The 22,285-nt window shown below is 63.3% G+C and carries 23 protein-coding genes; 16 read left to right on the top strand and 7 right to left on the bottom strand.

The window, feature by feature from the left end:
* Positions 1-121: 121 nt before the first annotated feature.
* From rpl7ae to F8E02_RS06655, 11 genes are all read left to right on the top strand, one after another.
* Positions 122-490: a 50S ribosomal protein L7Ae gene (gene rpl7ae, locus F8E02_RS06705; RefSeq protein ID WP_317064717.1), complete on the top strand. Its 369-nt coding sequence runs from the start codon at positions 122-124 to the stop codon at positions 488-490.
* 10 nt (positions 491-500) lie between these two features.
* Positions 501-710, top strand: coding sequence for a 30S ribosomal protein S28e (locus F8E02_RS06700; RefSeq protein WP_317064716.1), 210 nt, complete (start codon positions 501-503; stop codon positions 708-710).
* A 2-nt stretch (positions 711-712) separates the two neighbouring features.
* Positions 713-904 carry a 50S ribosomal protein L24e gene (locus F8E02_RS06695; protein WP_317064715.1) on the top strand — a complete coding sequence of 64 codons (192 nt, stop codon included), beginning with the start codon at positions 713-715 and terminating at the stop codon, positions 902-904.
* Positions 905-909: 5 nt separating this feature from the next.
* Positions 910-1,359, top strand: coding sequence for a nucleoside-diphosphate kinase (ndk, locus tag F8E02_RS06690; protein WP_317064714.1), 450 nt, complete (start codon positions 910-912; stop codon positions 1,357-1,359).
* A 682-nt stretch (positions 1,360-2,041) separates the two neighbouring features.
* Positions 2,042-2,698: a MarC family protein gene (locus F8E02_RS06685; protein ID WP_317064713.1), complete on the top strand. Its 657-nt coding sequence runs from the start codon at positions 2,042-2,044 to the stop codon at positions 2,696-2,698.
* Positions 2,695-2,904 carry a hypothetical protein gene (locus F8E02_RS06680; RefSeq protein ID WP_317064712.1) on the top strand — a complete coding sequence of 70 codons (210 nt, stop codon included), beginning with the start codon at positions 2,695-2,697 and terminating at the stop codon, positions 2,902-2,904. Before F8E02_RS06685 ends, F8E02_RS06680 begins: the two co-directional genes overlap by 4 nt.
* Positions 2,901-3,695: a nitrilase-related carbon-nitrogen hydrolase gene (locus F8E02_RS06675; protein ID WP_317064711.1), complete on the top strand. Its 795-nt coding sequence runs from the start codon at positions 2,901-2,903 to the stop codon at positions 3,693-3,695. The genes F8E02_RS06680 and F8E02_RS06675 overlap by 4 nt, the downstream gene beginning before the upstream one ends.
* Positions 3,696-3,704: 9 nt before the next feature.
* Positions 3,705-4,448 (top strand): metal-dependent hydrolase, encoded by a 744-nt coding sequence (locus F8E02_RS06670; protein ID WP_317064710.1) that lies wholly within the window; start codon positions 3,705-3,707, stop codon positions 4,446-4,448.
* 71 nt (positions 4,449-4,519) lie between these two features.
* Complete coding sequence (thrC, locus tag F8E02_RS06665; RefSeq protein WP_317064709.1) at positions 4,520-5,725, top strand: threonine synthase; 1,206 nt, start codon at positions 4,520-4,522, stop codon at positions 5,723-5,725.
* Positions 5,665-6,279: a DUF5803 family protein gene (locus F8E02_RS06660; RefSeq protein WP_317064708.1), complete on the top strand. Its 615-nt coding sequence runs from the start codon at positions 5,665-5,667 to the stop codon at positions 6,277-6,279. Before thrC ends, F8E02_RS06660 begins: the two co-directional genes overlap by 61 nt.
* Positions 6,276-6,851: a LysE family translocator gene (locus F8E02_RS06655; RefSeq protein WP_317064707.1), complete on the top strand. Its 576-nt coding sequence runs from the start codon at positions 6,276-6,278 to the stop codon at positions 6,849-6,851. Before F8E02_RS06660 ends, F8E02_RS06655 begins: the two co-directional genes overlap by 4 nt.
* Here F8E02_RS06655 and F8E02_RS06650 read toward each other — a convergent pair.
* The 7 genes from F8E02_RS06650 to F8E02_RS06620 all read right to left on the bottom strand — a co-directional run bounded on the left by F8E02_RS06650 (position 6,826) and on the right by F8E02_RS06620 (position 12,411).
* Positions 6,826-7,731 (bottom strand): thiamine pyrophosphate-dependent enzyme, encoded by a 906-nt coding sequence (locus F8E02_RS06650; RefSeq protein ID WP_317064706.1) that lies wholly within the window; start codon positions 7,729-7,731, stop codon positions 6,826-6,828. The two genes, F8E02_RS06655 and F8E02_RS06650, sit on opposite strands and share 26 nt — an antisense overlap.
* On the bottom strand, positions 7,732-8,886 hold the full coding sequence (locus F8E02_RS06645) for a transketolase C-terminal domain-containing protein (RefSeq protein WP_317064705.1): 1,155 nt from the start codon (positions 8,884-8,886) through the stop codon (positions 7,732-7,734).
* Positions 8,886-9,146, bottom strand: coding sequence for a 4Fe-4S dicluster domain-containing protein (locus F8E02_RS06640; protein WP_317064704.1), 261 nt, complete (start codon positions 9,144-9,146; stop codon positions 8,886-8,888). Before F8E02_RS06640 ends, F8E02_RS06645 begins: the two co-directional genes overlap by 1 nt.
* Complete coding sequence (locus F8E02_RS06635) at positions 9,146-9,691, bottom strand: pyruvate ferredoxin oxidoreductase subunit gamma (protein ID WP_317064703.1); 546 nt, start codon at positions 9,689-9,691, stop codon at positions 9,146-9,148. Before F8E02_RS06635 ends, F8E02_RS06640 begins: the two co-directional genes overlap by 1 nt.
* Before the next feature lie 164 nt (positions 9,692-9,855).
* A complete protein-coding gene (gene hxlB, locus F8E02_RS06630; protein WP_317064702.1) occupies positions 9,856-10,473 on the bottom strand; it encodes a 6-phospho-3-hexuloisomerase in 618 nt (205 codons plus the stop codon).
* Positions 10,474-10,597: 124 nt separating this feature from the next.
* Positions 10,598-11,470: a methanogenesis marker 12 protein gene (locus F8E02_RS06625; protein ID WP_317064701.1), complete on the bottom strand. Its 873-nt coding sequence runs from the start codon at positions 11,468-11,470 to the stop codon at positions 10,598-10,600.
* Between the two features lie 68 nt (positions 11,471-11,538).
* Complete coding sequence (locus F8E02_RS06620) at positions 11,539-12,411, bottom strand: DUF368 domain-containing protein (protein ID WP_317064700.1); 873 nt, start codon at positions 12,409-12,411, stop codon at positions 11,539-11,541.
* A gap of 426 nt (positions 12,412-12,837) precedes the next feature.
* Between F8E02_RS06620 and F8E02_RS06615 the strand changes: the two genes are divergently transcribed.
* The 5 genes from F8E02_RS06615 to F8E02_RS06595 all read left to right on the top strand — a co-directional run bounded on the left by F8E02_RS06615 (position 12,838) and on the right by F8E02_RS06595 (position 22,024).
* On the top strand, positions 12,838-13,770 hold the full coding sequence (locus tag F8E02_RS06615) for an NAD-dependent epimerase/dehydratase family protein (protein WP_317064699.1): 933 nt from the start codon (positions 12,838-12,840) through the stop codon (positions 13,768-13,770).
* A 68-nt stretch (positions 13,771-13,838) separates the two neighbouring features.
* Complete coding sequence (locus F8E02_RS06610) at positions 13,839-14,996, top strand: cofactor-independent phosphoglycerate mutase (RefSeq protein ID WP_317064698.1); 1,158 nt, start codon at positions 13,839-13,841, stop codon at positions 14,994-14,996.
* A 706-nt stretch (positions 14,997-15,702) separates the two neighbouring features.
* Entirely contained in the window at positions 15,703-18,066 is a 2,364-nt protein-coding gene (locus tag F8E02_RS06605; protein ID WP_317064697.1) for a carbohydrate-binding protein, read from the top strand.
* Between the two features lie 243 nt (positions 18,067-18,309).
* Positions 18,310-19,929 carry a right-handed parallel beta-helix repeat-containing protein gene (locus F8E02_RS06600; RefSeq protein WP_317064696.1) on the top strand — a complete coding sequence of 540 codons (1,620 nt, stop codon included), beginning with the start codon at positions 18,310-18,312 and terminating at the stop codon, positions 19,927-19,929.
* A gap of 148 nt (positions 19,930-20,077) precedes the next feature.
* Positions 20,078-22,024: a hypothetical protein gene (locus F8E02_RS06595; RefSeq protein WP_317064695.1), complete on the top strand. Its 1,947-nt coding sequence runs from the start codon at positions 20,078-20,080 to the stop codon at positions 22,022-22,024.
* Positions 22,025-22,285: the final 261 nt, after the last annotated feature.

Here is a 22,285-nt window from a genome sequence, read left to right as displayed (position 1 = left end):
CAGGGTCGAATGACAAACCTTTATCTCCCTTCTTATTGACCTAATAGAGCACATTCGATCAGCTACGCTACTGATGAATGATGACGGTGCAGCAGAGGGCTGCCCCCGAAAGAGGTGAGTTATGGCAAAGGCATATGTAAAATTCGAGATTCCGGAAGAGATCCAGAATAAGGCCCTTGAAGCTCTTGAGATCGCAAGAGACACCGGTAAGGTGAAGAAGGGGTCCAACGAGGCAACGAAAGCAGTCGAGCGGAACATCGCCCAGCTGGTTCTCATCGGTTCGGACGTTGAGCCTGAAGAGATCGTGATGCACCTGCCGCTGCTCTGCGACGAGAAGCAGATCCCGTTCGTCTACATCAGCAAGCAGAACGATATCGGCTCTGCGAGCGGCCTCGAGGTCGGCTCGGCAGCCGCCGCCATCGTCAAGTCCGGCAAGGCGAAGGACCTCGTCGACGAGATTGCAAAGCAGATCGCAGCACTGAGAGCGTGAGGGGTAAATCATGGCAAACGACGGAACGCCCGCAGAAGTCATCGAGATCATCGGCATGACCGGCATGCATGGGGAAGCCCAGCAGGTCAAGTGCCGGATCCTCGATGGCCCGAACAAGGGGCGGATCATCACCCGCAACACGGTGGGTCCCATCAGGGAGGGTGACATCCTCTCGCTGCTTGAGACCGAGCGTGAAGCGAAGAAACTCTCGAGGCGGTAAAAATGGTCGACAACTACATCTGCAGTTTCTGTGGCGAGCCTCTCGAGCCCGGCACCGGCAAGATGTTTGTCCGCCGGGACGGGACCGTCTTCTACTTCTGCAGCACCAAGTGCCAGAACAACTACCGGCTCGGCCGGGTGCCGCGCCGCGTCGAGTGGACCGCAGCCGGACGTAAGGCCCGCGGTAAGAAGTGATCGGTATGGACCGCACCTTCGTGATGGTCAAGCCCGACGGCGTCCAGCGCGGACTCGTCGGGGAGATCGTCTCCCGGTTCGAGGCGAAGGGACTCAAGCTCGCGGGAGCGAAGTTAGAGCGCCTCCCCGAGGAGCGGGTCGTCGAGCAGTACCGGGAACACCTGGAGAGGCCCTTCTTCCCGGGCCTCAAGACATACATCATGAGCGGGCCCTGCTTCCTGATGGCCTGGGAGGGTAAGGGTGCCGTCGCGGTCGTCCGCAGGATGATCGGCGCCACCAACCCTGCCGAGGCCGCACCGGGCTCGATCCGCGGCGACTTCGCTCTCGACATCGGGCGGAACGTGATCCACGCGTCCGACTCTCCCGAGAGCGCCGCCCGCGAACTCGGCATCCACTTCGGGGTCGGGGAACTGGTCGATTACTCGCGGATCGACGAGCCCGTCCTCTACGAGTGAAGACCGGCGGAAAAACCGCATACACTTTTTTCTTGAGTTTTTGACCGGATAGCGGTGCCCGGCGATGGCCGGACGCTACTGCTGGAGAATCGTGGTTTATTTACCGCGAGACGTACCCCCGGTTTGACGACATGGCAGTTTCAATCCGGGAACATAGGCTGGTCCGACGCGAAGTCCGAGCGCAAGCGGAGCATGAGTGCCGCCAGGTGCAAGGTGCGATGGACGGGACGCCCGGAGTTTTTCGCGGCTTCACGGCTTCGCGTGAGGCCCTATCGCTATCTGCACCAATTACCTCACGTGAAGCCGCGAAGAACGCGAAGTGCAAGCGCAAGCGAAGCATGAGCGCCGTCAGGTGCGAGATGCGATGGACGGGACGCCCGGAGCATGAGCGCCGTCAGGTGCGGAGAGTTGTACGCCCACTTGCCTAACTTCGCGTGAACTGACGGGTAGAAGGTTTCGCCCGAAGTGTGACGCCCCGCAGGAGCGGAGCATGAGAAGCCGTCCGGCTTCGAGAGCGACGGGTCTCCGCTCCCAACAGAGCACCAGGAGCACTGACCCCGTATCACTGCGACCTCGCGACGGAAAAAATCCGCACTGCCGGGCATTTCTGGAGAAACGAACCGTCCACCCGCCGGCCAAACCACAAGTGCTAATATCGAACCTGCCGCATATCTGATCACGAATGGCGGATCTCCTGAGTTTCGCGCTGCTGAGTTTCTCTTCGATCATCATCGTAGTGAACCCGCTCGCGGCCACCCTGATCTTCGTCTCCCTCACGGGCACGATGGACCGGGAAGCAAAACTCAAGGTCGCGGGTGACGCAAGCCGGTTCGCCCTCCTGATCCTGCTCCTCTTCACCGTCGCGGGCGGCTGGATCCTGCAACTCTTCGGTATCTCCATCGAGGCGTTCCGGATCGCAGGCGGCCTCCTCCTCTTCGGGATCGGTATGGACATGGTCTATGCGAAGACCTCGCGGACGAAGATGACCGCAACCGAGAAGTACGAGGGGCAGGACGCGGACGATATCGCCGTCATGCCGCTGGCGATACCGATGATCACGGGACCGGGCGCCATCACCTCCGCGATCGTGCTGATGAACGAGGCGATCGATATGGGAGCCGCCGCAATCGCCATCGTGGTGCTCGCCGCCGTCACGGCCATCGGGCTCAGTTATGCCATGATGCAGCGTTCCGACGACATCGTCCAGCGCATCGGCCAGCGGGAGTACCGTGCGGTCAACCGGCTGATGGGCATGCTCCTCATCGCGATCGCGGTCCAGTTCATCATCATAGGGCTCAGGACCGCGTTCCCCATACTTACTACCGGAGGCCTCATATGAGACTCGATCTTACGTTGACCGGGGCGATCCTGCTCAGCACCTGCATCATCGCCGGCGGGATCCTCACCGGAGCCCTGATGTTCGCGGTCGAGATCCCGTTCGCACCGTACGTCATGGTGCTGCTCGCGGCCCTCGTCGTCCTCGGCGCCGCGATGCTCGTCCTCTCGAGCAAGGGTACCGGGGCGGCGGACCCGTCCCGGCGATGACGAGGGTAGCGCTCGCCCAGGTTGCCGGCGGGAGCGCGAGCCCCGCCCGGATGCTCGATGCGGCCGGCCGGATGGCCGGGGAGGCCGCGGCAGCCGGGGCGGCGCTCGTCTGTTTTCCCGAACAGTTCGTGACAGGGTGGTCCCCGGCGGTCGGACCCGGTTCGGCGGAACCCCTGGACGGCCCGACCGCCACCGCGTTCAGCCGGATGGCACAGGAGTCCGGGATCGCGGTCGCGGGATCGATCGTCGAGGAAGGAGGGGAGCGGCCGCGAAACACCGCCGTGGTCTTCGGCGGAGACGGCGAACTCCTTGCCGCCTACGCGAAGATTCACCTCTTCTCTCCCGACGGCGAGGACCGCAACTACGCGGCAGGCGACCGGCCTGCCACCTTCACCGTCGGCGGGGCGACGTTTGGGCTTGCCGTCTGTTACGACCTCCGGTTCCCCGAACTCTTCCGGGTCTACGCGCTCGCCGGCGTGGAGTGCATGATCGTACCGGCCGCGTGGCCGTGCTGCCGGCTCCGCCACTGGGAGACCCTGATCCCGGCACGGGCTCTCGATAACCGCTATTACGTCGCCGGGATCAACACTGCCGCGAGGCCGGGAGGGGCCTGCTGCGGGGGGTCCCTCGCCGCCGACCCGGACGGTTCCGTCATCGCCCGGGGGGGGACCGGGAGCGAGCTCCTGACCGTCGATATCGATCCAGCGACGGTTCGAGAGGCCCGAATACGGCTCCCGACACTTTCAGACCGCAGAAGCGACCTTTATCACAGATTACTCTCAAAACTGTAGAGATATTCCATGCGGGGTGACCAGCACGTATCGCTCAGTCTCGCGACAGCAGGGCTTCTCATCGCTCCCTGGGTTTCTGTCCTCGACCCCGCGCTGATCGCCGTCCTCCTCTTCGGCGTCTTCGTCGGGTCGCTTGCGCCGGATGCGGACGCCGTCGACGCGGCGATCTTCAACGGCCGGATCGGCGGGGTTAAGGGGAAGAAAGGGCAGGTCTTGAACGGTTTTGCGGTGGTGCTCCCGGTCTTCGGGTATACCATCAGGTACCTCATCTACTACCCGCTCTCCCTGGTCTTCTCGCTCCTCCTCCGGAAGAGCTACCGGCACCGGCACCGGGGCCTCCTCCACTCGCTCGCGGGCGTCGCCCTGACCTCCGTGATCCTCTCCGGCTACCTCGGGCTCATCCTCGCCGGGCTCAACTGGCCCCTCGCGCTCCTCCCGGCATTCGGGTGCGCGTTCTTTGCCGGGTGCGTCCTTCACCTCATGGAGGACACCTGCACCCCTGCCGGCGTCGCGTGGCTCTACCCCTTCTTCCGCGGCAGGGTGGCGGGCCGCGTCCGGGCACTGGAAGACGCCGATGTGCGTCCGACGGCCTTCGCCATCGTGCTCGTCCTCGCCGCGGCCGGGATGCTCGCCGCAACCTTCGTGACCACCGTGCCCTCAGAAGACCTCAGGCTTCTTGCACTCGGCGGCACCCTCGTCCTCTGGATCGTCTTCATGCTCGTCTGCCGCGTCCGGGGCGAGCGGCGCAGGTGAGCGGGTCGGCTCCGCCCGCCCCCGGACCCGGATACCATATCTATACGTATCCGGGCGATCAACGCTTTTCCATGTACCGTCTCGTCTGTGTTCACTGTGGTGCAACCTACACACCGGACCAGATCATCTATACCTGCAGCCGCTGCGGACACCTGCTGACCGTCGAATACGACCTTGACGGCATCGATGTCTCCCGGGACGAATGGAACCGGCGCCGCCTCTCGGTCTGGCGCTACCGCGAGCTCCTCCCGGTCAGGGGCGAACCGGTCTCTCTCCAGGAAGGAGGCACCCCGCTCTACCACTTGAAGAACATAGGCAAGGAATTGGGCATCCCCGAACTCTACGCCAAGCACGAGGGGATGAACCCGACCGGCTCGTTCAAGGACCGCGGCATGACCGTGGGCGTCAGCATGGCCAGGGAACTCGGGATGACGAGCGTCGCCTGCGCGAGCACCGGCAACACCTCCGCAAGCCTCGCCGCCTACGCCGCGAAGGCCAGCATCCCCTGCATCGTACTCCTGCCTGCGGGGAAGGTCGCCATCGGCAAAGTCGCCCAGGCGCTCATGCACGGCGCCCGGGTCATCTCCATCCGCGGCAACTTCGATAAGGCGCTCGAGATGGTGCACGAACTCTGCATCAGCCAGGGCCTCTACCTCCTGAACTCGGTCAACCCCTACCGCCTGGAGGGGCAGAAGACGATCGGGTTTGAGGCGATCGACCAGCTCGGCGGCGAGGTCCCCGACAGGATGGTCCTTCCCGTCGGGAACGCGGGCAACATCTCCGCGGTCTACAAAGGTCTCCGCGAACTCGAGGCGCTCGGCTTCATCGACCGGCTGCCGATGATGACCGGCATCCAGGCGGCGGGTTCGCAGCCCGTGGTGAAGGCGATCGAGCAGAACCTCGATGTGCTGGTGCCGGAGTCCGCGCCCGAGACCGTTGCGACGGCGATCCGGATCGGCGCCCCGGTGAACGCGGAGAAGGCGCTCGTCGCCATCCGCGCGACCGGCGGGACGGCGGCCTCCGTGACCGACGAGGAGATCCTTGCCATGCAGCGCGACCTTGCGAGAAAGGAGGGGATCGGTGTCGAACCCGCCTCCGCGGCCTCGGTCGCCGGAATACGGAAACTTGCCGAACTCGGCCTGATCGACAGGGACGAGCGGATAGTCTGCGTGGTGACCGGTCACCTCTTAAAAGATCCAGAAACAGTGGTACGACAATGCGAGCCCCCCATCGAGATCGACGCGGACCTGCACTCGCTGCTCTCTGCCTCGCGCTGATACTGATCTGCGCCCCGGCGGCGGCACAGGAAGCCGTCTTCCGGGTGCTTCCCGGCGGCACCACCTACGAGGCCTCGGTCCAGGTCGACGGGGGCGAGCATACCCTCTGGACCCCGGGCCTGATGGGGGAACGGGTCCCGCTCCAGGTCGAGAAGGTCGAGGTGCTCGGCCCCTCGGGCCCGGTCGAGCACCAGGAGGCGGGCCGCGGGGTCATCACCTTCCCGGAGGGCAACTACACGATCACCTACCAGGCCCCCATACGGAATAACCACCTTGTGGCGGCCTTCGATGAGCAGTATGCCGTAACGGTCTCGATCCCCGAGGGGTTCGACGTCAGGAACCCGCTCATCGGCATGATCAGCCCCGGCGGGACCATCTCTCCCGGAGAGAACGGAACCACCGAGGTCGCCTGGGACCGGATCACCGTCGCGGAGGTCCGCTTCTACTCTCCCGACCGGGAGCTCCTGCTCGGCGCGTTCGGCACCATCTGGCTCGCGATCGCGATCGTCGTCCTCCTCCCCTTCGCCTTCTCGCGGCGGAGGGGGGAGGGATGATCGAGATCGTCGTTGCATCGTTCCTTATCGGGCTCTCGGGGGCCGCATCGCCCGGCCCCATGACCGCCTCGGTCCTCGGCCTCGGCTCGCGGCGGCCGGTGCCGTTCGTTGCAGGACTGGTCGCCGGGCACGGCATCCCCGAGATCGCCATGGTCGCGGCCATAGCGTATGGGGTGCGCGACGTCCCGTACATCGATCTCGTCGCCCTCATCGGCTCGGGTGTCCTCGTCGCGCTCGGCGCCATGCAGTTCTTCCGCGCGGGAGAGACCGTCACCGTGAGCAGAGAGGCCACGGCGCCGGTCGCGCTGGGGGTGGCCTGCACCCTCGGCAACCCCTACTGGTGGGTATGGTGGCTCACGTTCGGGGTCGGATTCCTCGCGCTTCACCCGTCGTTCGGGGCATTCTTTATCGGGCACATCGGTGCGGATATCGTCTGGCTCGGCCTTCTCGCCCTTGCCGCCTCACGGGGAGCAAACATCCTCGGCTCCCATTACAAAAAAGTGGTGCAGGCGAGCGGACTCGCCATGATCGTCTTCGGGCTGTACTTTATTCAGACGATTCTTTTGCCTTGATGTCGATGCCGAACCGCTCGGCATTCGCATCGGCGATCGCCTGGATCTTCGCGATCTCGTCGTCCCGCCGGGGTTTGAAGAGGTGCCGGAAGCGCTTCTGCTTCGAGAGGTACTCCTCGACGGGCTTGCGCTTCACCTTCTTTGCCTTCTCCACCACGCCGTCGACCATCTCGTAGTTCACCCAGAGACCGGTCTCGATGGCGAGCTTGCCCATGGCAAGCGTCTCGCCGGCCTCAAAGCCCCACCCCGTGCAGCAGGGCGCGTGCACCTGGATGTAGCAGGGGCCGGGGGTGTTGATCGCCCGCTCGACCTTCTGGACGAAGTCGTTCGGGTAGGCGATCGAGGCGGTCGCGACGTAGGGTGAGCCGTGGGCGGCGAGGATCGCGGGCATATCCTTCTTCCTGAGCGTGTTACCGAGCGAGCACGACCCTGCCGGGCTCGTCGTGGTGCTCGCGCCGTAGGGCGTCGCGCCCGACCGCTGGATGCCCGTGTTCATGTAGGCCTCGTTGTCGTAGCAGATGTAGGTGATGTCGTGGCCCCGCTCGAAGGCGCCGCTGATGCAGAGCACCCCGATGTCGAACGTGGCCCCGTCGCCGCAGACGCAGACGACCTTCTCGCTGCGCCCCTGCCTCTTCAACGACGCCTCGATGCCCGAGGCAACCGCCGCAGCGTTCTCGAAGAGCGAGTGGATCCAGGGGACCCCCCACGCGGTCTCGGGGTAAGGCGTGGAGAAGACCTCCATGCACCCCGTCGAGGCGACCAGGATCGTGTTCTTTCCGGTCGCCTTGAGGAGAAGCCGGGCCGCAAGCGCCGGCCCGCACCCTCCGCACGCCCGGTGTCCGGCCGAGAAGAGCTCGCATCCTCCTTCTACTTCAGCCATTCAGAGCACCTCCGTCCGTAACCCATAGAACATATCCCCTTTTCCTTTCTCGGCAAGATCGACGACCGCAGCGATATCCCGCTTCCGGACGTCGCGCCCGCCGAGGGCGATGATGTAGTCGTATACCGATATGCCGGAGCCGTAAAGCGCGGATTTCACCTCGGTCCCGACGGCCCCGCCGTTGCCGAGCGAGATGTTCTTGTCGAGCACGGCCACCGTCGAGACGTTCTTCAACGCGTCCGCGATCTCGGAGGCCGGGAACGGCCGGTAGGTCCGGATCTTGAGGAGCCCCACCTTCCGGCCGGCCTCGCGCATCTCATCGATGGCATCTTTGACGGTGCCGCAGATGGAACCCATGGCGACGAGCGCGACATCGGCGTCATCGAGGCGGTAGCCCTCGACGAGACCGGAGTAGTCCCTGCCGAACTGCTCGCCGAACTCGCGCCCGGCCTTGACGAGCGCCTGTTTGGCGCGGTGCATGGCCTGGTCGATCTCGTAGCGGAACTCCATGTAGTACTCGGGCGTCGCGTACATCCCCATGCTCAGGGGTTTTGCGGCATCCAGCCGCTGGTACGGGTTGAAGGCAGGCAGGTAGGCATCCGCCTCCTCCTGGGAGGGGAGGGCGACCGGCTCGTAGGTGTGCGTGAGGATGAACCCGTCGAAGCAGACGAACGCCGGGAGAAGGATATCGTGGTCCTCGCAGACCTTGTAGGCGATCATGTGCAGATCGGCGGTCTCCTGATTGTCCTCAGCGTAGAGCTGCAGCCACCCGGAGTCGCGCAGAGATATCGAGTCCTGCTGGTCGTTCCAGATCGAGAGCGGCGCGCCGAGAGAGCGGTTCGCGATCGTCATCACGATCGGCTGGCGCATCCCCGCCGCGTTGAAGCAGACCTCGAACATCAGGGCAAGCCCCTGGGAGGTCGTCGCCGAGTAGACCCGGGAGCCCGCGGCACTCGCGCCGAGGCAGGCGGAGAGGGCGGAGAACTCGCTCTCGACCGTGATGTACTCGGCATCGATCTCACAGTTCGCCACCATCTGGGCGAGGTCCTCGACGATATGCGTCTGCGGCGTGATCGGATAGGCCGCGATGACCTGCGGGCGGCAGCGCTTCACTATCTCGGCAACCGCATGCGACCCTTCCATAAATTCCAGCATTATTTCTCCTCCTTCTCCATCGTGATGCCTTTCTTCGGGCAGACCTCCGCGCAGATGCCGCAACCCTTGCAGTAGTCGAGGTCGGGCTCGAACGTGCCCTCCTCCGTCTCGCGGACGCACCCCTCCGGGCAGACCAGAGCGCACATGCCGCACTTCGTACACTTCTCGGGCTCGAATCCCGGTTTGAAGACCCGCCAGGCGCCGGTCTTATTGTCAAGCGCCCTGCCAGGTGCCGCAGCGCAGCCGACTCGCAATGCCATTAAAGAGCACCCCCGACCTGATTGTATGCGCGCTGTGCCGCCCGGACGTTCTTATCGGCCATGCTCCCGGAGAACCGGTTCCGCAGTGCATGTTCGAGCGACTCGAGCTTGATCTCGCCGGTTGCTGCGGCGAAAGCGCCCATCAGGGTGGTATTGGTGATGGGTACACCGAGTTCTTCGAGCGCGATGGTCGTTGCATCGATGGTGTAGACCTTCACGCCCTCCGGGACCCGGGCGTCGAAATCGGGTTTTTCGGTGTTGACGATGGCGATACCGCCCGACTTCATGCCCATGAAGACGTCCACATCCCTGATCAGGGTGGGATCTTGGACGATGATGTAGTCGGGTTCGTAGACCTGGCTGCGCAGCCGGATTCTGGCATCGCTGAAGCGGACAAACGCCTGAACCGGGGCACCCCGGCGCTCCACGCCGAAGGCCGGAAATGCCTGGGCATACACGCCGCCCTCAAACGCCGCGAAAGCAATGAGTTCGGCGGCGGTCACGGAGCCCTGGCCACCCCGGCCATGAATGCGTAACTCTCTCAAACAAAAACCCCCTTTAAATCTTAATGATTAATAATATAAATACTCCGGCACCCGACAAGACCCGCAGGTGTCGCAGGCGTGCTGGAGCACCCGTTGGCCGCGAGACAACTTAATTTTTTGCCGATGACCGGGAAGTGCCGGCCGATAGGCGAAGGGGGTTCCATTCACTGGACGTTCGCAAGACGGCTTCTCAAATCCTCGAGAGTGCAGTGCCGCACTTCCATCAGAGCCGAGACGACAGCATCCGAAAAGACCAATGCCGCCGTCTCAAAGAGGGTCCCGAGCGGGGCAAAGGAGAGGGAGACCGACCGGTACTGCCCGGTGAGCTGGCGGATCTCAAAGTCCCGCGGGATATCCGGGTCTTTGAACAGGTCGTTCCCGATCTCGACGATGCAGTCGGCCATACGGCCGATGTGCGAATCGGGCGTCGAGGTGATGAGGCAGATCTTCCCCCCGATCTCCTTTGCGGTCTCGCATGCATCCGCGACGGACTGGGTCTCGCCCGAGCCCGAGAACGCAACAAGAACATCTTCGTGCCCGAACGCGGGCGTGATCGTCTCACCGATGACGTAACTCTCAAAGCCGAGGTGCATCAGGCGCTGGGCGAACGCCCGCGCGACCAGACCCGAACGTCCGGCACCGGCAAGGTATATCCGTTTTGCGCTGAGGATCTCGTCGAGAAACCGACCTGCTCTCTCCTGGTCTATCGCGCGCGCAGTCTCTTCGAGACGTGACGTCATCAGGAGCATGAGGTCGGCTATGCTGGGGCAGTCGGGCTGCATGCTTGTTACTGGTTCCTCCTCGTTCCACTATACTACCCGGCACCACATAAAAGATTACAAAAGAGGAGGGCCGTTCCCTCCCCGATTTTCCCCGCAGGAGCGCTGCGCCAGCCGCGAGCGGGAGTCACCGCTCCACGGGAAGGCCGAGGATCCCGGCTGCTCCCGAGAAGACGTCGCGGGCGATCCGGGCAAGCCCGCGGGCTGCGCACCACTCGTCGTAGACGGCGACCTCGCGGGAGAGGAGCGCCTCCACGCCGGGTGCGATCGCGGGCGCCATGGATCCGGCGAGAGCGATCTCTGCGCCCGGATTTATGAGGAGCATCGCGGCGCACTCCATCGCGGCGAACATCGCCATCGTCTCCACCCTGATCTCGGCCGGCACCGTGTAGTCCAGGCCCGCGTGGAGGAAGGCGTCGTTCGCCGTGGACTCGCCCCCGTCGATCCGCCGGATGGCGTCCACGTCCAGCGCGCCGTGCTGGGTGCCGGGCGCAAAGATGCAGGCATCGAACGCGCCGGTGACCCGGCCGCCGGTCGATAGAAGGGTGACGGTGTTGGAACTCGCGTCACAGACCACGACGTCTCCACCGAGGTCGTGCACGACCTCATACAGGATCCCGATCTTCTCAGGGCTGGCCTGGTGGGAGTATGCCTTGAACCTCGGATCGGTCGGCGACGCGCGGTGCAGCCCGGGGATCACGACGGCGGGGAGCCCGCTCTCTCTGATCTCGTCGTAGACTCTTGTGCCGCCGCCGATGTGCTTACCGGCGCCCTCCCGCGAGATGACGCCCCGGTTCTCGACCTTTCTGATATCGGTGATGGCAGAGATGCCGTCGCCCATCGAGTAGCAGACGGCAATTCCCTCGATCTCCTCAAGAGGGGAGAGGCAGGCAAGGTCGCCGACCGAGAAATTCCTGGCCTCTTCACGGGAGATCTTGAACTCCTGTGTCCCGGTAGAGAAACGCATCGCGGTTGTGCCGTGATCGATGCCGATGAACATGATATGGATCTCGTTGCACCTTCGGGCGGAAGTAAGTTTTCGGATCGACCCGTAAAAAAGGGCAGAGGTCAGGCCGCGGCGCCCCGGTAGCGCCTCTTCAGATACTCCACCGCGCCGACAGCGACGAGCCCGACGAGGAAGAAGACCAGGCCGCCGGCCAGCATATCGCCGGCCGCGGCGCCCCTCTCCCAGAGCATCCTCGCCGAGCCGAGCATCAGCCCGGTGAGCAGGGCGAGCATCGCGGCGTGGTGGGTCTTCAGGAGATACTTGAGACCCCTGGTAAAGAGGAGGAGGCCGACGACGCCGCCGGCGACATAGGCGACGATCTCGGGGAGCGAGAAGGTCCTGATCGCCGCAAGCATGTACTCGTACTGGTTGAGGACCAGGGTTATGTAGGCCCCCGATATCCCGGGGAGGATCATGGCGCAGAGCGCCGCCATCCCGGTGAGGAAGAGGATCGGCAGGGAGTGACCGATCTCAAGGTGGCCGAGACCCCCGATGAGGTAGCCCACACCGGTCCCGACGCCGAGGTAGACGAGGGTGGCCGCGCCAGGAGAACGGATCTCGAGGAATATAGCGACCGCAGAGGCGATGATGAGGCCGAGGAAGAACGAGTAGGTCTCCACCGCGTGGTTCTCGAGGAGGAAGAGGATCACCCGCGACATCAGGAGGAAGGCGGTGCCGATCCCGGCAAGGAGCGCGATGAGAAAGAGAAGGTCGATCTTCTCGAGATCTGCCCGGAACGACCCGAAGTCCCCCCTCGCGAGGTGTTTCACCGAGGTCGGGTCGACGCTGCCGATGGCCCCGATCAGCCGCTCGTAGATCCCGGTGATGAGGGCGATCGTCCCCCCCGATACGCCGGGGACGATGTCGCAGGCCCCCATCGCGAGGCCGCGCAGGTAGATCCCGGCATGCTCCCGCAGATCCGGACGCGGGTTCATGCTCCGGCTCCGTGACGGGCGAGGGTGCGCTTCGGGATGCCGGTACGGCCGGAGCCGGCGGATGCCCGGACGAAGGCGGGGATCGGTTCGGCAGCGGCGACCGAAAGCCGGCCGGACCTGCCACGGGTATGGGACTCTCTCAACTGAACAACTCCTTGTGATCCTGATATGCCGGAGGCGCTTATGAAAAAGATGCCCCGGTGCATATTACCGGGCCATAACGTGAACCAGACAAAGGCATTAACCTTTCCTCACGCACCGCGCCGGCGCCGTCACCGGGACGACGCAGAGGTCACTGTCCCGGGGAGGATCGATGTATGTTCGCCCGAATCCCGCAGGGCCGGATGCGGAGGCGGGAGCCGCCGGTCCGGCCCCTCCCCCGGCGTCGCATCCAGTAACCCTATAGCATGGGAGGGATACTATTCTATGATGTTCTGTATCGTAACGGGCGGTGCCGGCTTCATCGGTTCGCACATCGTCGACGCGCTGGTCGCGGCGGGCGACGACGTGCTGGTCATCGATGACTGCAGCGCGGGCACCGAGAGGAACCTCGCGCGGCACGCGGCGAGCGGGCAGGTCGCCTTCGTCAGGCAGAACCTGCTCGACGACGGCTGGCAGGAACGCTTCAGCGGCGCAGACCGGGTCTACCACATCGCCGCAGACCCCGATGTCCGGCAGAGCGCCGTGACCCCGGACTCCCAGATAAGGAATAACATCGTCGCCACCTACCGGGTGCTCGAGGCGATGCGGGCGCACGGTGTTCCGGAACTGGTCTTCACCTCGACCTCGACCGTCTACGGCGAAGCCTCCGTCATCCCGACGCCCGAGACGTATACGCCCCTCGAGCCGATATCGGTCTACGGTGCGACGAAACTCGCCTGCGAGGCGCTCATATCGTCCTACTGCCACTCGTTTGAGATGACGTCCTGGGTCTACCGGTTCGCAAACATCATCGGCGAGCGGAGCGGTCACGGCGTCATCTCCGACTTCATCCGGAAACTCCGCGAGAACCCGCACGAACTCGAGATCCTCGGCGACGGGAGGCAGACGAAGTCCTACCTGGAGGTGGGGGAGTGCGTCCGCGCCGTCCGGTTCGGGATCGAGCACTCGCACGACCCGGTCAACACCTTCAACATCGGTTCTGAGGACTGGATCGACGTCGTCAGGATCGCCGATATCGTCGCGGAAGAGATGGGTCTATCGGGTGTCAGGTACCGGTTCACCGGCGGCGCGCGCGGCTGGGTCGGCGATGTCCCGAGGATGCAGCTCTCGGTCGAGAAACTCAAGGGTCTCGGCTGGCGGTGCCGGACCACGTCTGAAGAGAGCGTCCGCGCGGCGGTTCGCGCCATGCTCGGGTAAAGGGCCGACCCCGCCCTTTTCGGCCGGAGCAGCGGTTCAGGGACCATCAGGATTGCACCAGGATTCACATGAAGTACGTCATCATTCTCGGAGACGGCATGGCCGACGAGCCGCTTGCCGAACTGGGGAACAGGACACCCCTCGAATACGCAGAGACACCGAATATGGACAGGATCGCCCGGGAAGGCCGGTGCGGGATGCTCCGGACCGTGCCGCCGGGATTTGAGCCGGGGAGCGACGTCGCGAACCTCTCCATCCTGGGCTACGACCCCCGCACCGCATACACAGGGAGGGGGCCGCTCGAAGCGGCCAGCATGGGAGTCGCCATCGGGGACGGGGAGATGGCCTACCGGTGCAACCTGGTCGCGATCCGGGACGGGACGATGGAGGACTTCAACGCCGGGCACATCTCCAGCGCCGAAGGTGCCGAGCTCCTCCGCGACCTCGGCGCTGCGCTCGGCGACGATGTCCGGGTCTACCCGGGGATCAGTTACCGGAACCTGATGGTCGTCTCCGGAGCGCACGGCGCCGCGACCACCCCGCCCCACGACATCGTCGGCAGGTCGGTCGAAGACTACCTCCCGCGCGGAGAGGATGCCGGTATCCTCCTCGACTGCATGGAGCGGTCCCGGGAGGTCTTTGCCGACCATCCGGTCAACCGGCGCCGCAGAGAGGAGGGGAAGACCCCGGCAACGGAGGTCTGGCCGTGGAGCGGCGGCAGGAGACCGTCCATTACGTCCTTCCAGGAGAAGTACGGCCTTGCCGGCGGTGTCATCTCCGCCGTCGACCTCTTAAACGGCATCGCCCGCCTCGCCGGGATGGAGACGATCCGGGTCCCGGGCGCGACGGGGTTCCTCGACACCGATTACGAAGCGAAGGCCCGGTACACGCTCGACGCCCTCGAGCGCCTCGACTTCGTCTACATGCACGTCGAGGCCCCCGACGAGGCCGGGCACATGGGGAGCGTGGAGGAGAAGGTGCGCGCGATCGAGCGGCTCGACGAGGTGATCGGGATCATCCTGGACCGGCCGGAGACGACCGTCGCGGTCCTCCCCGACCACCCGACGCCGATCAGGTGTAAGACCCACACCGCCGACCCGGTGCCGTTCGCGGTGCTCGGGAAGGGAAAGGATGACGTCCGTGCGTTCTCCGAGCGCGATGCGGCGAAAGGGTCGTTCGGGCTCGTGCAGGCACCCGAACTCCTCTCCCTCCTCTTCTCGAGATAACGGGGCCGGGGGCGGGTTGAGATCCCCCGCACCACCATTTTGCAGTCCCCGCCCGACAACGCTTATCTGACCGTTAAACCCCGGACGGCAGAGAAGAGCGGCGAACGAACCCATGCGATCGAGCAGTGCGTGGAGAGGCTCTCCCCAATGCAGGAAGGTCTCCCATCCGGGCTGATGGGTCGATGGCGATCGGCCACCCGGATGCGGGACGTCGCCGACGCCGGCGGGGGCTTGAGCTCGTCCGGGCCGGGTGAGAAAGGCGGTCATCTTCCCGGGAATCCTTTTCCGCGACCGCATTCCGGCAACGGTTCTTCCCCCGGTAGAAACAGCGGCTACGATCCGGCTTGCGCCGCCAGGTAACCCGGAGAACCACTCTGCTCGACAGGGTGCGGCAGGGAGGCGCCGGACGGCGCTTCGGTCCTGCCCGAAACCTGCCGACGTCTCAAACTCCGGTTCCAGCGGGCAGTCAGACAAAATATCCAAATATAATATAAATCCTTTCTGGTTACAATTTGTTTGAATATCACCCATACAAGAAAACCAACGATTATTTTTCGTGAAATAACCATATTGAGCATTTTAACTAGCGTTCATCCGACATACTGTTTTAAATATGAGAAAGATGAATTAACTCTGAGGGATTCACCCTCACCTCCCCTCCGGGAGGGCCAACGGTTCCTCTCAGGGGGGATCTAGGAGAATCGACATGAAAAAACCCCTATTTCTTGCGCTGGTAATGTGCCTGGCAGTTGTCATGGCTGCACCGGCACAGGCCGCGCAAAATCAGGAGGTATCACAGGGTACCTACGATATCCTTGTGTACATCGACGGTACAACGGTCATTGCAGAAGACAGCACTGGTCAGGTGATCAGCAGCGGAGTCGCGGGACAGGATGACAGCAACGTCATACAGACCGCAGTAAAGGCCATCGGCAACGGGACCATACTCTTCCAGGCCGGAACCTATGCTCTGGGCAGTCCGGTCGAAGTTAAAGTCTCAAACCCCGATACTGGCACGGAAGATCCTTCCGATGCGCAGAAGCCCTACAAGGCGCACTCAGTGCCCGGCCGTATCAACTTTGTTGATTTCGACTATGGAGGGGAAGGGGTTGCCTACCATGACACCGTAGCCGGCAACCAGGGCGATGCAACATACCGCACCGATGACACAGACGTGGATATCAGCACACGGAACGCCGTCGACGTGCCGGTCATTGCCTACACCTACGCAGGAGAATGGCTTACGTTCTCCGGAGTGGAGGTGGCTGCATCGGGCACCTACGACGCCACATTCTACGTCAGCACCACCGGGAACGACAGAACCTTCTCGGTGCTGGTGGACGGGGAGAAGGTCGCCACGGTCAACGCTCCCAACACCAGCAGCTGGTACACGTTTGCCCCGGTCACAGCGCAGATTCCGCTCACCGCCGGCAAGCACACAGTGCAGATAGCCATGGACACCGGATGGGTCGACATGGCATACGTCGAGTTTAAATCGACGTCGTCTCCCACGCCGACACCGACAGTGACGGCGACACCAACACCCACGCCAACGGCAACGCCGACCGCGACGCCGACGGCAACCCCCACGGCAGCACCCGGCACGCCCGACCTTGTCGTGACCGAGATCTCCTGGGTGCCGGAAAACCCGGTAACCGGTGACACGATCACGATGAAAGCGGTGATTGCGAACCAGGGTACTGCTGCGACACCGTCCGGCAAGGCTCATGGCGTAGCCTTTACGTCGAGCGGAAGTCTGGGATCCGCGGTCTGGTCCGACAACCACACGGCCTCGATCGCTCCCGGCGAATCGGCCACGGTGACTGCCAACGGCGGCGTTTCCGGTTCAACCTGGACTGCAGCCGCAGGCACCTACACGATCACCGCGACGGTCGACGACGTGGACAGGATCGCGGAGAGCAACGAGACCAACAACGTCCTCACCAGGACGATGACGGTGAGTGCATCCACGGCAACGCCGACGCCGACGCCTACAAAGACGCCGACACCGGCACCTACCGCAACTCCGACCCCGACGCCGACGAAGACGCCGACACCGACGCCGACACCGACGCCGACGCCCGGCCAGAACGTCTATGGGGCGGACGCCAACCCCACGGGAAGCCCGGTAGGGGGAGGTAGCGGGTACAAGAACGGCGTCAGCAAGAGCAGTGCGAACTACGTCGTCAGCACGACGAACCAGCTCGTAAACGCGCTCAGCTCCGCAAAGTCCGGAGAGATCATCTGGGTTGAGGAGAACGCCAACATCGACATGAGCGGCCGGACCACCACGATACGCGCCGGGGTTACCCTCGCGAGCAACCGTGGCGAGAACGGGTCGCTCGGCGGCAGGATCTACCAGACGACGGCCGGAACCCGGCTCTTTACGGTCGGGGGCCAGAATGTGAGGATCACCGGTCTCCGTATCGAAGGCCCTCAGAAGGGCACCAGCGCATCGTCGACGAACGTCGGTATCTACACCACCTACCGGAATCTCGAAGTGGACAACTGTGAGATCTTCGGCTGGGGCAATGCCGCAATCGGCATTGTCGGCACCGGCGGTTCCGACATGAAGACGGGCGCGTACATCCACCACAACAACATCCACCACAACCAGGTGGCGGGTCTTGGATATGGTGTCTGCCTCTCCGGTGGCGCGGTAGCGCTCATCGAGGCGAACTACTTCGACTACTGCCGGCACGCCATCACCGGAGCCGGAAACGCCGGAGACGGGTATGAGGCACGGTACAACATCTGCGGTCCGAACTGGATCACGACGTCGCCTCACAACTTCGACATGCACGGCACCTCGTCGGGCTCCACCACGATCGCAGGAGACACGATCCGGATTCACCACAACACGTTCCTGGGTACGACCTCCCAGATGCCGACGTGCATTGCCATCCGGGGTGTCCCCCGTGTCGGTGCATACATCGACCACAACTGGTTCTACTTCACCAGGGATGCACCGGTCTGGCAGACCGGCGGAAAGACAGGGATCAGCATGACGAACAACCTGATTGGCTCAAGCGGAACTCTCTCCGCATCGGGTCCGATCAAGTATTACTGAAGAGGAAGAGCGGGCGGGAAGGTCCCTCGCGACCCCCGTTCCCCCTCCTTTTCTGCAGACAGAGACCTTTTCTGGCCCCCTCCTGATTGCCGCCCGATACCCGCGACACCCGCAGAGAGATCCGGAGCGGCCGATTATGCCGGGAGTCGGGCTCCCGGGAAACCCCGATCCGCCGGCGGGCCGTCATTTCGCTTCGGGACAATAAGTATATTAGTCTTCACCCGAACCAGAGACGGGAATCGAGTGCGTCTACGAGAGATCATCCTCACGGGTCTGGTCCTGCTCTGTGCGGGTCTGGTCATCCATTCGGCTATCGAGATCCACTTCCACGTGCCGGAGAGGGGCGTGACGGATCCTGTCGCTTCCACCTTTTCTGCAGAGATGCCCGATCCGGCAAACGCGACTCTCGATCCGGAGCAGGCATTCGGTGCCGAATCAAACCCCACGGGAAGCCCCATCGGAGGGGGAGAGAGTTACCGGAATATGCTCACCCCGGCGGATCCCGGAGTCAAAATGCTCGTCACGACCATCGACGAACTGCTCGCCGCCCTCCAGGACGCGGAGAGCGGGGATATCATCTACATCGATGAGACAGCCAGGATCAACCTCACGGACGCCCCGGGAAGCGTGACCATACCGGGAGGCGTCACGCTTGCCGGAAACAGGGGAGAGAGAAGCGTAACCGGGACGGCAACATATCCGTTCGAGATCGGCGAGCCGGGGGAGTACGTGCTCTGGGTCCGGGCATCCGCAGGGGATGAGGGCAGGGGCGCTATCTGGGTATCGGTGGACGAGGAGGAGATCAGGCGGTGGGATCTCGAAGTGGACGGGGCGTGGCGCTGGAACAGGGCAGGAGCCCGCTACCTTCCCGCCGGAGAGCATATCCTGAATATCCACTGGCGCGAGGGGGGCCTGAACCTTGATGAGATCTTCATCACCGGCAACCCGGATCGCCTCCCCGGCGTTACCGCGGATGAGGCGGCCGGCGAGAGCGAGATCCGCATGGAGGCGGAGTCCGGGGTGCTGTCGCCCGGCCTGGAAGAGACCGGAGACCTCACGGCGTCGGGCGGGGCCTACGTCGCGGCTCCCGACAGCCCTCCCGAGGGCGAGTACCCACTCTCAGAGGGAGGGCTGATCTACCTAGATCAGGCAGACCCCGACCACCGGATCGGGTTTGTCGCCGGCGGGGAGGGCGTGAGGATCACCGGTCTCCGTCTTGAGGGGCCGCATAGCGGGATCGAGACGGTAGACCCGACCGTCATCGGGATCTACTCGGCCTACCGCAACCTGGAGGTGGACAACTGCGAGATCCGGGGATGGAGCGGGGCAGCGATCGGAGTCACCGGCACGGGCGGTTCTGAGATGAAGACCGGCGGATACATCCACCACAACTACATCCACCACTGCCAGGCGGAGGGGTTCGGATACGGGGTCGTGGTCTCGGCAGGGGCGGTGGCTCTCATCGAGGCGAACTACTTCGATTACTGTCGGCACGCCATCGCCGGAAGCGGGGTCGCCGGGGACGGGTACGAGGCGCGGTACAACATCTGCGGTCCGAACTTCATCGCGGGCTCATCCCACAACTTCGATATGCACGGGGTGGCGTCCGGTACGGATATGATCGCGGGGGACACGATCCGGATCCACCACAACACCTTCACTGCCACGGGACCCCTGAACGCATTCCCGGTCGCCATCCGGGGCGTCCCACGCGACGGCGCGTATATCCACAACAACTGGTTCTACTACACCCAGGCACCGCCGGTCTGGCAGACGGGCGGGCAGGGAGGGGTCTTCGTGACGGAGAACCTGATCGGCGAGAACAGAACGTTCTCCGCATCGGGGCCGATCGAGTATTACTGAGCCGGGCCCCGACCGCCAGCGGTTCCCCCTGATCGCCTGCGGGAGAAGACCGGCATCTCCGGACCCGGAAGTGCCGGGGATGTAAACTCACCTTTATCAGGGTTGAGCATCGAATGGGGGTCCAGTAGACGCGGAGGCCGGGTCCGGAATGAACGTCCAATTACTGGTGAGGCCGGCACTTAAGAGGCTGGCCGGGATCTTCCCTTACCTGATACTCTTCACGTACATCGCAGGCTGCATCTTCTGCCTCCTGATCGACAGGATGAGTTATCTGATCAACGGCTCGATCCTTGCGGTTCCTGCAATTATCGGGGCATTTACGTTCGTATTCATCAAGAAGAAGGATGTCGACCTCTCAGGGTCGCTGGAGTTATTTCCTTATCGGCGCCTGATCTCGCCCCAGTTCTTCCTGGCGGCCTTCATGCTCTCCGTCCTGGCCTTCCTTGTAACCCCGAGCAACTCTGTAATAGGCCTTTTCGGGGTGGTCGTCCTGTATGCCGTAATATTCGCCCAGATCATGTCTGCGCGGCTGCGCCCGGCGACAGTGCTCGTCGAGATCATGCTCACGCTTGCGGTCACGATCTACAGTTACACCCTGCGGCCGGCACTCTACTTCGGGACGACGGATCTCATGCCGCATAGTTACATGGCCACCATCACCTACCTCTCGGGGCACGTCATTCCGGGCGAGCTTGGAACGTACACGTACTTTCCTCTGTACCACGTCTTCGTGGCGCTGTCATCGCACGTGCTCGGCCTGGACATAGACACCGCGCTCTTCATCACCACCGGCCTGATCTTCTCGACGACCGTGCTCTTCCTGTATTATCTGGCGAACAGCGTCTTCCGCAACGCTCAGATCACCCTCCTGATCGTCCTCTCATACGCAATGAACTCCGACGTCATCTACTACGGCACGTATATGGTGACGAGGACCATGGCCTACGTCGGGTTCATCATCCTCCTGTACCTGGTCTACTCGATGGTGGAGGCAAAGCCGGAGACGGGCTACATCGTCACGAGGCCCGCCGCGAGGAGGGTCTTTGCCGTGATCATGGTCATGTTCGTCCTGTTGACTCACCAAGTCTCGATGCCCATGGTCATCGTCATGATCGGGCTCGTACTCTTCCTCGAGCGGTTCACCGGCGAGAGGAGACGTGTGAGTTTCGCCTTCCTGATGGTCCCCGCCTCCCTCTTCGCCGGGTACTGGCTTTTCGTAGCCTATCCATTCGTGAAAGACCTCTTCCCGCGCGCTGACCTGGCCGTCTATCAGAATATCGTCCTCACCGAGGCGGTATACCAGGGCTGGAACTTCCTGCTGAGCCAGGTCGACACCCTCTTCGTCGTCTTCTTCGCACTGATCGGGGCCATTTATCTCATATGGAAACAGCAGCCCGGATACTCGATCATATTCGGCGTGCTGGGACTGGCAGCGATCATCCTGAATGTCCCGAGCGTCCTTACGGTGATCTTTCAGCTGGTATCGGTTCTGCGGATCGACCGGTTTGCCATCCTGTTCCTGCCCATCCTTGCCGTCGCCGTGGGCGTGGGGGTCTACGTCCTCACCCGGTACCTTGCCGCTCTGAAGATCTCGCCCAGATGGATTGGAGCCGTGATGATCACCCTGATCGTCCTCTACGGCATCACCTCTCTGGGCTGTGTCAGAGAAGAGGCGAGTTATACCCGCTACTCCTTCGATCAGGGTGAGATCACGGGGTTCGGCTACGTACTCGATAAGGCGCCGGACGGATCCACCCTCCACTCAGACTATTATACGCTGCGGTTTTTCGGAAGAAAGAAGATCAACGAGTCCGAGAGTCTGGGGCTGCCATATTATACCAACCGCCTGATACCGGGAGACCTGAACATCTCGGGAAGCGGCGGGTACATCATCCTCCCGGACGCCCAGCTCCGGCGCGGCGGGCTGCTTCTCGGGCAGGAAGCGGTGATGGCGGAGGAGGATTTCGACCCGGAGAAGGGTCTCCTGCCGTACCTTCCCACAGAGGAGAACGTCCGGAACATGACCGGCAGGGTATCCACAGAAGACAAACTCTACTCAAACAGAGGCATTGAGGTCTATTACCTCGCACGCTGACGGACGGGAGACCGTCCAGCCGCCCGCTTCGCCGATGCCGACCCCGAAATCCGGCGAGGACGCGGGGGTCCGGACAGGTCCCCGGGATACCCGGCCGGGCAGCCGTTGCGGGCCACATGCGAGGGCTCAGTGTGCCCTGCACGGTATGCTCGCAATCTTTATATCGTATACCCGGAAGGGCATCCCCCTATGCCGGGTCCAGAGTTCATAATATTCGTAGTATCTCAGAGAGCTGAGAGACATTTGCCCATCTCCGGGCCT

Origin of the sequence: Methanoculleus caldifontis (genome assembly GCF_032842345.1) — an archaeon.
Taxonomy (GTDB): Archaea; Halobacteriota; Methanomicrobia; order Methanomicrobiales; family Methanoculleaceae; genus Methanoculleus; species Methanoculleus caldifontis.
Note: the sequence above shows the minus strand (reverse complement) of the source record. Positions and strands in the feature narration are given on the sequence as shown.

Excerpts from the sequence above, each read along its gene's own strand:
- F8E02_RS06655 (WP_317064707.1), top strand. The coding sequence starts at position 6,276 with ATGATCGAGATCGTCGTTGCATCGTTCCTTATCGGGCTCTCGGGGGCC.
- F8E02_RS06685 (WP_317064713.1), top strand. The coding sequence starts at position 2,042 with ATGGCGGATCTCCTGAGTTTCGCGCTGCTGAGTTTCTCTTCGATCATC.
- F8E02_RS06700 (WP_317064716.1), top strand. The coding sequence starts at position 501 with ATGGCAAACGACGGAACGCCCGCAGAAGTCATCGAGATCATCGGCATG.
- F8E02_RS06610 (WP_317064698.1), top strand. The coding sequence starts at position 13,839 with ATGAAGTACGTCATCATTCTCGGAGACGGCATGGCCGACGAGCCGCTT.
- F8E02_RS06680 (WP_317064712.1), top strand. The coding sequence starts at position 2,695 with ATGAGACTCGATCTTACGTTGACCGGGGCGATCCTGCTCAGCACCTGC.
- F8E02_RS06670 (WP_317064710.1), top strand. The coding sequence starts at position 3,705 with ATGCGGGGTGACCAGCACGTATCGCTCAGTCTCGCGACAGCAGGGCTT.
- F8E02_RS06620 (WP_317064700.1), bottom strand. The coding sequence starts at position 12,411 with ATGAACCCGCGTCCGGATCTGCGGGAGCATGCCGGGATCTACCTGCGC.
- thrC (WP_317064709.1), top strand. The coding sequence starts at position 4,520 with ATGTACCGTCTCGTCTGTGTTCACTGTGGTGCAACCTACACACCGGAC.
- rpl7ae (WP_317064717.1), top strand. The coding sequence starts at position 122 with ATGGCAAAGGCATATGTAAAATTCGAGATTCCGGAAGAGATCCAGAAT.
- F8E02_RS06645 (WP_317064705.1), bottom strand. The coding sequence starts at position 8,886 with ATGCTGGAATTTATGGAAGGGTCGCATGCGGTTGCCGAGATAGTGAAG.
- F8E02_RS06695 (WP_317064715.1), top strand. The coding sequence starts at position 713 with ATGGTCGACAACTACATCTGCAGTTTCTGTGGCGAGCCTCTCGAGCCC.
- F8E02_RS06640 (WP_317064704.1), bottom strand. The coding sequence starts at position 9,146 with ATGGCATTGCGAGTCGGCTGCGCTGCGGCACCTGGCAGGGCGCTTGAC.
- F8E02_RS06675 (WP_317064711.1), top strand. The coding sequence starts at position 2,901 with ATGACGAGGGTAGCGCTCGCCCAGGTTGCCGGCGGGAGCGCGAGCCCC.
- F8E02_RS06650 (WP_317064706.1), bottom strand. The coding sequence starts at position 7,731 with ATGGCTGAAGTAGAAGGAGGATGCGAGCTCTTCTCGGCCGGACACCGG.
- ndk (WP_317064714.1), top strand. The coding sequence starts at position 910 with ATGGACCGCACCTTCGTGATGGTCAAGCCCGACGGCGTCCAGCGCGGA.
- F8E02_RS06595 (WP_317064695.1), top strand. The coding sequence starts at position 20,078 with ATGAACGTCCAATTACTGGTGAGGCCGGCACTTAAGAGGCTGGCCGGG.
- F8E02_RS06615 (WP_317064699.1), top strand. The coding sequence starts at position 12,838 with ATGATGTTCTGTATCGTAACGGGCGGTGCCGGCTTCATCGGTTCGCAC.
- F8E02_RS06625 (WP_317064701.1), bottom strand. The coding sequence starts at position 11,470 with ATGTTCATCGGCATCGATCACGGCACAACCGCGATGCGTTTCTCTACC.
- hxlB (WP_317064702.1), bottom strand. The coding sequence starts at position 10,473 with ATGCAGCCCGACTGCCCCAGCATAGCCGACCTCATGCTCCTGATGACG.
- F8E02_RS06660 (WP_317064708.1), top strand. The coding sequence starts at position 5,665 with ATGCGAGCCCCCCATCGAGATCGACGCGGACCTGCACTCGCTGCTCTC.
- F8E02_RS06605 (WP_317064697.1), top strand. The coding sequence starts at position 15,703 with ATGAAAAAACCCCTATTTCTTGCGCTGGTAATGTGCCTGGCAGTTGTC.